The organism is Vibrio sp. OPT46 (assembly GCF_015163535.1).
Taxonomy (GTDB): Bacteria; Pseudomonadota; Gammaproteobacteria; order Enterobacterales; family Vibrionaceae; genus Vibrio; species Vibrio alginolyticus.
In genome coordinates, this window is record NZ_JADDYG010000264.1 from 12,583 (window position 1) to 21,040 (window position 8,458).

Here is an 8,458-nt window from a genome sequence, read left to right on the forward strand (position 1 = left end):
TAAGTGTGGTTGGAATCGAACCTAGGCTCGCCGCCCAACCGATAAGACCAACAAGGAGAAGTAGCAAGAACGCCACAACCATGTTGATGTTGCTAATGACTTTAACACCACCATCGATGCCGCGTACGACTGAAACAACAGCAAGTAAAGTCACCACGGTAATAACGACGATTTGCAGACCTAGGCCTGGCTCAACACCAAATACGTGATGAATACCACTTGCTGCTTGCTGCGCACCTAGACCTAGGGATGTAGCAAGACCAAATAAAGTCGCAAGCACAGCCAGAATGTCCACAATGTGGCCAGCCCAACCCCATGCACGATCACCCAGAAGTGGGTAGAAGATCGAACGCATAGATAGCGGTAAACCTTTGTTGTAGGCAAAGAATGCTAAAGAAAGTGCTACAACACCGTAAATTGCCCATGGGTGAAGGCCCCAGTGGAACATCGTTGCACCCAGTGCCAATCTCGCGGCTTCTGGTGTATTTGCCTCAACACCAAGTGGCGTTTCATACCAACCGGTGAAGTAAGCGACAGGTTCTGCAACACTCCAGAACATTAAACCGATACCCATACCAGCTGCAAATAGCATTGCAAGCCATGACATAAACGAGTAATCGGCAACAGCGTCTTTACCACCTAGTCGGATCTTACCCATTGGTGAGACGATAAGCGCCAAACAGAAAATAACGAAAATGTTACCTGCAATAATGAACAACCAATCGAATGAACCAATAATTTTCCACTTCAGCCCATCAAGTGCCGTCTTTGCGGTATGTGCATCTAGAACTAATGCAGCGACAAGAAACAGCGCAATTAAACCTGCACTAATACCAAAAACTGGGTTATGAACATCAAAACCCCATTTTTGAACGTTGTCCTGACCTACCGTATAGTCGGTACTATCGATACTGTACTTATCTATACCCTTTGTCATCGTTCCTCTCTATTTTTGTAGTGTTTTTACGTACCAAACAAAAAAATCTTTCGAACACGATACGTTTTGCATTCCGTGAAGGCGCAAGATCCTATCATTTGACACGTTTTTGTCTATCTTTTTGCTATTAAAAAATCCAATAACTTACTTTTCACTGTGTGGTTACGGCCTTTGATAGAACAAATCACTACTACAATAGTTAGACCACAAACATTTATTGCTATAATAATTTTAGCTCTTCTTATTTTGTCGAAAAGGCGCGACAAAATGGTATTGAGGACACGGCGTAAAATTGTAGGGGTAATTTTTGATTTCCCCCCTTTAAATAAGGGCGCATTTAAGTTAGTGTCGCCTCGATAAATGTTCCCTACAGACTGGATGAATAAATTGGAAAAGTACGAAGAAGTATTGGTCTCGATTCGTCAGATCATCCGCGCTATTGATTTACATTCTAAAAAGCTGAGCAAAGAGTCTGGATTGACTGCTCCACAGTTGATTTTGATGCGCGCTATCAATGACTTAGATAACGTGACGATTAAACAGTTGTCTAGCCACACTAACATGAGCCAAGCGACCGCAACGACCATTCTAGATAGACTAGAACGAGGCCAGTTTGTTGAGCGTCAGCGCAGTGTTCAAGACAAGCGTAAAGTGCATGCTGTACTTACGAGCAAGGGCCAAGAAGCTTTAAAACAAGCACCAACGCCGCTGCAAGAGCACTTCATTAATCGATTCCAAAAATTGGAAGAATGGGAGCAATCCCTTCTACTATCTTCCGTTCAACGCATCTCGACGATGATGAATGCAGAGGACATCGATGTTGCTCCAATGCTAGAGCTTGGTAGCATTACCAAAGCCGATTAGTTTCGCTCCCACGTGCTCGCTTTTTGCGGGCACTACTCTCCTACTCAGTCAAGCCAGTTTCAAACGCATATTTTGCTAACTCTGCCGTCGAATGTAAGTCCAACTTGTGCTTAATGTTATGGCGATGCGTCTCTACCGTTCGATAACTAATATTGAGTAAAGTGGCGATTTTTTTGCTGCTGTTTCCTTGAGCAACTAATTTAAGTACCGCTTCTTCCCTGCGGCTGAGAGGATTCGTTTTTTGCGTGGCAGGCACCACTTCTTGGGTAAAGAGTGTTTGTGTGACGGATTCACAGAAATACGTCGAGCCTTGGTTCACCGTTTTTATTGCTTGCACCATTTTCTCGGCCGAGATTTCCTTGAGCATATATCCTACGGCACCAGCTTGCATGACCTTCATGATGTACTCGCGATTATCGTGCATGGTCAACATAAGTATTTTGCTCTCTGGGCGAGCTTCTTTAATTACACCAGTCGCTTCAATACCGTTCATTATTGGCATGCTGATATCCATCAATATGACGTCCGGTTGCAAGTGTTTTGCGACCTCTATCGCTTCCAAGCCATTACTTGCTGTACCCACCACTTCGATGTCAGACTCTAACTCCAAACGAGCCATGAAGCCATCCAATACCACTTGATGATCATCGACAATCACTACACTAATCGGTTTATCCATAAACTATTTCATCCAAATTAAGCAGCACAGTAATCTCTGTTCCCAAGCCAAGCTCACTCATTAGCTCAAATTCACCACCGATGAACTCTACACGCTCTTGCATGTTCCTTAACCCAATCCCTTGTTGGTGCACTGCATGGTTAACCACAAATCCAACCCCATCGTCACGTATAAGTAATTGCAGCATATTGCCCATTTTTTGCAAAGTAACCGTTACTTTTTTCGCTCGCGCATGTTTTTCAATGTTATTCAAAGACTCCTGAGCGACGCGATATAGCGTCGTTGCGACTTCCGAAGTCAGTTTGTGCTGCTGAGTATCGAAATTGCTCTCGATATCAATCCCGGAATGGGAATGAAAATCCTGTAGCAAGGTCGTCAGTGCTGCTTCTAAACCGATATCATCGAGGGCGCTTGGACGGAGCTGATGAGAAATATGCCGCACCTCATTTATCGCGGTGACGAGCGATCGTTGTGATTTATCTAAGTGGGATTTGAGTTTTTCGTCTTCCAGTCTATGACTCATTAAGTCTAAATGACATTTACTGGAGACTAACAACTGATTGATTCCATCATGCAGTTCTCGCGCTAAATGCTTTTTCTCATCTTCTTGGAACATCACGGTTTTATGTGCCAATTCTTTCAGGTTCTTATCAGCGAGGCGATGCTCGTGCAGATTGATCGCCAGAGTGAGAACAATGATTACAGCAACGGTCACCGCTAAGATCACGACGACTGAGAAAAATGTCGTTTCGATATTTTTGTTCACCGCCGCGCGCATATTGGCGACTTCTCGGCTTACATCCTCAATATACAGCCCAGTCCCTATCATCCATTCCCACTTATCGAGCCATGCAGCGTAACTAAGCTTAGGGACAACTTCACCCGTAGATGGCTTTTGCCACAGGTACTGATGAAATCCACCACCGGATTGCGCTTGATACAATAGAGCTTCGATTAAGCGATCGCCATTTTCGTCTTCAAGATAGAGTAAGTTTTCCCCGACAAGCTCCGGAAGAACTGGGTGTACAAGGTTGGTACCATATTTATCATAAGCAAAAAAATAGCCGTCCGACCCATAACTCAAACGATTTAAAATCGCTTTCACACGCGTTTTGGCAACACTCTCTTCTAAAGTCGGATCGTTGTAGATGTAAGAAATGGAGTCAAAAGCGACGTCGACCGTATCTTTCAGCGCCGCTTCTTTTGATTGGATCAGGTTTTGATGAAAGATCTCCACCTCCCTTTTGCCAAGGGTCTTGGTTTGATAGATAGAGATCCAGCTGATACTCGCTGACACCAATACCACGGGTATCAGTGTCAGCAGAATTAACTTTGCTTTGAGAGGCATCCCTTCCCTCCATGAAACGCTGCCTTTACAGCTTACTATCTTAGCAGTACAAACGAATCGATTGTGTCTGCATAGACATAATTAACAGCTTAACAACTTGTCTCAAAAGGTAAAAACTCTCAGTTCACAAAATCTCTTTCTTATCGAGTGATTAACTCATACCGTAAAAACCTGGGAAAAACAGCAAAGACGCCAACACAACAATCTGAATCGCGATGAACGGCATCACACCTTTGTAGATATCTCGCGTAGTAACCCCTGCTGGAGCGACACCTTTTAGATAAAACAAACTAAAGCCAAATGGCGGTGTGAGGAACGACGTCTGCAAGTTCATCGCAATAAGAATCGCAAACCACGTCATATTAATGCCCATCAATTCAGCGACTGGCGCAATAATTGGCACGATGATAAAACAGATTTCAACGAAGTCGATAAAGAAACCTAAAATCAGAATCACCACCATGGTAATAATAAGGAATCCCCACTTTTCACCCGGCAGTTCTAACATCCACTCTTCAACTAAATAATCACCACCAGTGTAGGTAAATGCCATTGAGAAGGCGGTCGCACCAAGTAAGATCGCAAAGACCATTGCGGTTACTTTAACTGTCTCTTTTGATGCATCATAAATCATCGACCAACTAAACTGTTTATACAATAGCGATAAAATTATCGCACCTGCACCGCCTAGTGCCGCTGACTCTGTTGGTGTTGCAATCCCTGCAAAGATGGAGCCCAATACCACGATGATCAATGCTAACGGTGGCAATACAGCTTTCAGTGCTGTGAGCACTTCTTGTTTACGACTGATCGACTCATCGCGCTCTATCGCCTGTGCGGCTTGAGGGTTCAACTTCGCGTAGATGAGAATGTAGATCACATAGGCGCCAACAAGTGTAATACCGGGCCAGATCGCAGCTTGAAATAGGTCCCCTACCGGTACGCCAAGTACATCACCCAACAAGATCAACACGATAGAAGGTGGGATAATTTGGCCCAACGTGCCAGACGCACAAATAGTCCCACACGCTAAACCTTTGTCGTAATTGTACTTGAGCATCACAGGAAGAGATATTAAGCCCATCGCAACAACTGATGCGCCTACCACACCCGTTGAAGCTGCAAGCAATGCGCCAACTAACACGGTAGAAATAGCGATACCACCGCGAACGCCACCGAACAAACGCCCCATTGATTCTAGTAGCTGTTCAGCAAGCTTCGTTTTCTGTAGCACTAGCCCCATAAAAACGAACAGCGGTACGGCCATTAGCACCGTATTTTCCATAATGGACTGAATTCGATATGGCATAAAAGCAAACATCTCGATGCCTTCAGCCCAAACACCAAAAATCAGCGCGATACCACCAAAAGTAAAGGCAACGGGAAATCCCAATAGAAGCGCAAAGAGCGCAACAAAAAACATCACTATACCGATCATAATGACTTCCTTTTACGACTTACCGTTATTACCGGCATAGATGAGATGAGGGTTGACAATTTTGTTGATTGAATGAAGTAACAATCCAATACCACTCACCGCCATAAAGAAAAATGACAGCGGAATCATCGCTTTGATAATCCAACGATATGGTAAGCCACCTGGGTCACCAGACGTCTCGCCTAACGCGTAACTTTCCTTAGCGAAATCAACACCAAACCAAGCTACCAGTAGGCAAAAAGGGAATAAGAAAAATAGTGTGCCTATGATGTCGATGATGGATTGTGCTTTGTAAGATAAGCGTTCATAAAAAATGTCGACGCGAACATGGCCACCGGACTTAATTGCGTAAGGCACACCAAGCAAGAACACGGCAGAGAATAGATGCCATTCCATTTCTTGGAATGCGATAGACACATCATTAAACACGTAACGCATGACAACGTCGTACACAACGTTTGCTAACAACAAAATAAACAGGATGCTGGATAACCATCCGAGAAAATCGCTAAAGCGGTTAAATAATCGCTCAATATAAATAAGACTTCTCATTCCGAACTCCGTGGAACGTTTAGATGCGCTCCGCTATGGTGCGGAGCATTCATTATGAAGTTTTCTTGGGCTTCGATAGCAGGCTAAACCTCTCGGCATCGCCTGCTTCATAACGTTATTGTTGAGCTTGACTGTTTAAGTACGCTCGGTGCGAAATATCTGACCATGGTCGAACTTGATTCATATAGTTCGCTTGCGACTCTTGAATCTCTTTCGCCAAAGCATCTTTTTCTGCATGTTCTTTCAACAAACGATCGTTTGCTTCTCGCAACGCAGCTACTACTTCAGGTGGGAAATCTTTTACTTCAACATTTGGGTATTCAGACTTAATAGATGCCCAGTTTTTGCCGCTTTCGTGTTTCGATTGCGTGTACATATCGTAAGCGGCCGTTTTCATGGCTACTTGCAAAATCGCTTTTAGATCATCAGGTAGACGGTTCCAGGTGCGCTTGTTAACGAGGAACTGAAGCTCAGTCGCTGGCTCATGCCAACCTGTGTAGTAGTAAGGCGCGATTTTGTGGAAGCCCATACGTAGATCCAGCGATGGACCAACCCATTCCAAGGCATCAATTGTGCGACGCTCTAGAGAAGTATATAGCTCACCAGGGGCGATATTCGTTGGCTTGGCACCTAACTCAGCCAAAATCTCACCAGCAAATCCTGGGATACGCATTTTCAAACCCTGTAAGTCCTCGACGGACTTGATCTCTTTTTGGAACCACCCGCCCATCTGAGTATCGGTATTACCGCCAGGGAAAGACATCAAGTTATGTGGAGAGTACACTTTTTCCATCAGCTCCATACCACCGCCGTAGTAAAACCATGCATACTGCTCAGTTGGCAACATACCGAAGGGCATAGAAGTGAAGTAAAGTGTGTTTGGAACCTTACCCTTCCAGTAATAAGACGCTGAGTGACCCATGTCATACTGACCCGACTTAACCATATCAAACACCCCAAAAGGCGCTTTATGCTTGTTTGCGGAATCAATGCGGATTTGCAAACGTCCGTTGGACATCTCTTCCGCCATTTTGGCCATGTTTTTTGTGGTATCACCAAAAATTGGGAAATTAGGCCCCCAAGTTTCAGCAAGCTTTAAACGATAGACTTTTTCAGCAGCGTTTACAGAAGTCGCTGCGAGTGCCATCGCGGCAGCGACAGCGGTTGTTTTGAGCACTCGTTTTAAAGATTTTTGGATTAGACTCATCGTTCACGTCCTTTATCACCAAGGTTATTGTTGTCATCCATTTCATTAGGATTGGCTGTATTCGGTATAAAAGATGTAACAATGTTGTCTAATGCGAAATGGGCATGAACACGGAAGCGAGTAATTCATCAATAAGGCATTAGCCTAAGGTATTACGTACAAGTACGTAGGAGAACCGTCATGACAAAAGACTGTTAATAGCAAAATCAATAAATTATATTTTTATCTATGAATAAAAATAAAAGACAATACGTACGTATTTTTCTGCCAAAAAATTTACATAGTATTTAAGAAAATGTGACAAACCACTTATTGGTAGTGTTAAAGTCAGTACTTAATGCATTATTTCCAATACCAAGATAAAAAAATACCTCGGCATCGGCCGAGGTATTCAATCCAGAACGGTAGCGGTAATTAAACTGCTTTGTAGATAACTTTGTTACCTGCTAACTGCTCTTTTTGAACTAGGTTTTCTTCAAGAAGCTTCTTTAGTGCGCCAGTAGCCCATGATGCCGCTTTAGTATCTTCTTGACCTGCAGCTAGACCGATGCCTTTAGGGTTAATACCTTCAGCATTCGCCATAACGATGTCTAATACTTGTTGTTGCTTAGGAGTAAGGGCAACATCAACTGTTTTCACTGCAGCTACTTTTTTATCAGCTACTACTTTCTCCGCAACAGCTTTTTCAGCAACAGAGGGTGCTACTGCTTTTTCCGCAACAGGCTTCACTGCTTTAGGTGCTGCAGCTAAGTTTGCTACTGTCGCTTTAATGCGTTTTTGCAGTTTCATCTGCACTTTACGCTTATGAGCAAGTCTCATTGAATATTTCTCCAGTTCACTGCATCTCAGCAGGGATGAAAATTTGAAGCGCGTTTTATACCAAAATTCACAAGCAATTTGTAGGTTTTAGCGGCGAAACGCGATGAAAAATGCGCTCAAAGCATAGAACGTCTACTATTTAATCAGATATTTTATGAACGGATTTATTGAATACTGGGTATAAAAACAGAGGTTTGTTTTATTTTAAATGCAAATCAATGCACATAAAGCTACCCACTTATTTTTGGACAAGTATTCGATGAGGTTATAAGCATGGAAACGCTGCACCTAACAAATTCACATTTCAAACCCGACTCCCCTATCAACAGAATACTTTTGTTGCTCGTTGCACTCATCACTTTGTTTTTGGTTGCCATTTCTCCGGGATGGAAGCAAGCCATGTTGTCGGTCATTTTGATGTCTGCAATCGTTGGTTTCGCCATCTTGATGATTAAGAAAAGCCAAGTCACTTTTACGCTGACAGCTTCTCACTTTCAGCAACACCTTTTTAAAGGGGGTTGGGTCGTCCGATGGCGAAATATTGAGTCAATCGGTATTTGTAGCTACCAACAGGAAGGGTGGCACCAACCGCTACCTTGGATCGGTATTCGTCT

The 8,458-nt window shown here is 43.6% G+C and carries 9 protein-coding genes; 2 read left to right on the plus strand and 7 right to left on the minus strand.

Translation table 11 applies throughout. The annotated features are described in order from the left end of the window. Nucleotides 1-937 (minus strand): BCCT family transporter (locus IQR33_RS12310; RefSeq protein ID WP_193843723.1); only part of this gene is annotated, 937 nt, incomplete at its 3' end. A 387-nt stretch (nucleotides 938-1,324) separates the two neighbouring features. Between IQR33_RS12310 and IQR33_RS12315 the strand changes: the two genes are divergently transcribed. Continuing rightward, nucleotides 1,325-1,801 (plus strand): MarR family winged helix-turn-helix transcriptional regulator, encoded by a 477-nt coding sequence (locus IQR33_RS12315; RefSeq protein WP_005376877.1) that lies wholly within the window; start codon nucleotides 1,325-1,327, stop codon nucleotides 1,799-1,801. A gap of 40 nt (nucleotides 1,802-1,841) precedes the next feature. On the opposite strand, the gene IQR33_RS12320 is transcribed toward IQR33_RS12315, so the two are convergent. The 6 genes from IQR33_RS12320 to IQR33_RS12345 all read right to left on the minus strand — a co-directional run bounded on the left by IQR33_RS12320 (nucleotide 1,842) and on the right by IQR33_RS12345 (nucleotide 7,844). Next, on the minus strand, nucleotides 1,842-2,480 hold the full coding sequence (locus IQR33_RS12320) for a response regulator (protein ID WP_017636110.1): 639 nt from the start codon (nucleotides 2,478-2,480) through the stop codon (nucleotides 1,842-1,844). After that, nucleotides 2,473-3,828: a cache domain-containing protein gene (locus IQR33_RS12325; RefSeq protein WP_005376873.1), complete on the minus strand. Its 1,356-nt coding sequence runs from the start codon at nucleotides 3,826-3,828 to the stop codon at nucleotides 2,473-2,475. The genes IQR33_RS12320 and IQR33_RS12325 overlap by 8 nt, the downstream gene beginning before the upstream one ends. A 151-nt stretch (nucleotides 3,829-3,979) precedes the next feature. Continuing rightward, complete coding sequence (locus IQR33_RS12330; protein ID WP_005376871.1) at nucleotides 3,980-5,266, minus strand: TRAP transporter large permease; 1,287 nt, start codon at nucleotides 5,264-5,266, stop codon at nucleotides 3,980-3,982. A gap of 12 nt (nucleotides 5,267-5,278) precedes the next feature. Next, nucleotides 5,279-5,818, minus strand: a complete 540-nt coding sequence (locus tag IQR33_RS12335) for a TRAP transporter small permease subunit (RefSeq protein WP_053306570.1) — start codon at nucleotides 5,816-5,818, stop codon at nucleotides 5,279-5,281. A 115-nt stretch (nucleotides 5,819-5,933) separates the two neighbouring features. Beyond that, nucleotides 5,934-7,025 carry a TRAP transporter substrate-binding protein gene (locus IQR33_RS12340; RefSeq protein WP_017636112.1) on the minus strand — a complete coding sequence of 364 codons (1,092 nt, stop codon included), beginning with the start codon at nucleotides 7,023-7,025 and terminating at the stop codon, nucleotides 5,934-5,936. Between the two features lie 414 nt (nucleotides 7,026-7,439). Further along, nucleotides 7,440-7,844, minus strand: coding sequence for a hypothetical protein (locus tag IQR33_RS12345; protein ID WP_005376863.1), 405 nt, complete (start codon nucleotides 7,842-7,844; stop codon nucleotides 7,440-7,442). 273 nt (nucleotides 7,845-8,117) lie between these two features. On the opposite strand from IQR33_RS12345, the gene IQR33_RS12350 reads away from it, so the two are divergent. Next, a partial coding sequence (locus tag IQR33_RS12350) for a DUF2982 domain-containing protein (RefSeq protein WP_193843732.1) occupies nucleotides 8,118-8,458 on the plus strand: 341 nt, incomplete at its 3' end.

What these genes read in the sequence shown, in the direction of transcription:
- IQR33_RS12320 (WP_017636110.1), bottom strand. Translation starts at nt 2,480, where the DNA reads ATGGATAAACCGATTAGTGTAGTGATTGTCGATGATCATCAAGTGGTA.
- IQR33_RS12335 (WP_053306570.1), bottom strand. Translation starts at nt 5,818, where the DNA reads ATGAGAAGTCTTATTTATATTGAGCGATTATTTAACCGCTTTAGCGAT.
- IQR33_RS12325 (WP_005376873.1), bottom strand. Translation starts at nt 3,828, where the DNA reads ATGCCTCTCAAAGCAAAGTTAATTCTGCTGACACTGATACCCGTGGTA.
- IQR33_RS12340 (WP_017636112.1), bottom strand. Translation starts at nt 7,025, where the DNA reads ATGAGTCTAATCCAAAAATCTTTAAAACGAGTGCTCAAAACAACCGCT.
- IQR33_RS12345 (WP_005376863.1), bottom strand. Translation starts at nt 7,844, where the DNA reads ATGAGACTTGCTCATAAGCGTAAAGTGCAGATGAAACTGCAAAAACGC.
- IQR33_RS12330 (WP_005376871.1), bottom strand. Translation starts at nt 5,266, where the DNA reads ATGATCGGTATAGTGATGTTTTTTGTTGCGCTCTTTGCGCTTCTATTG.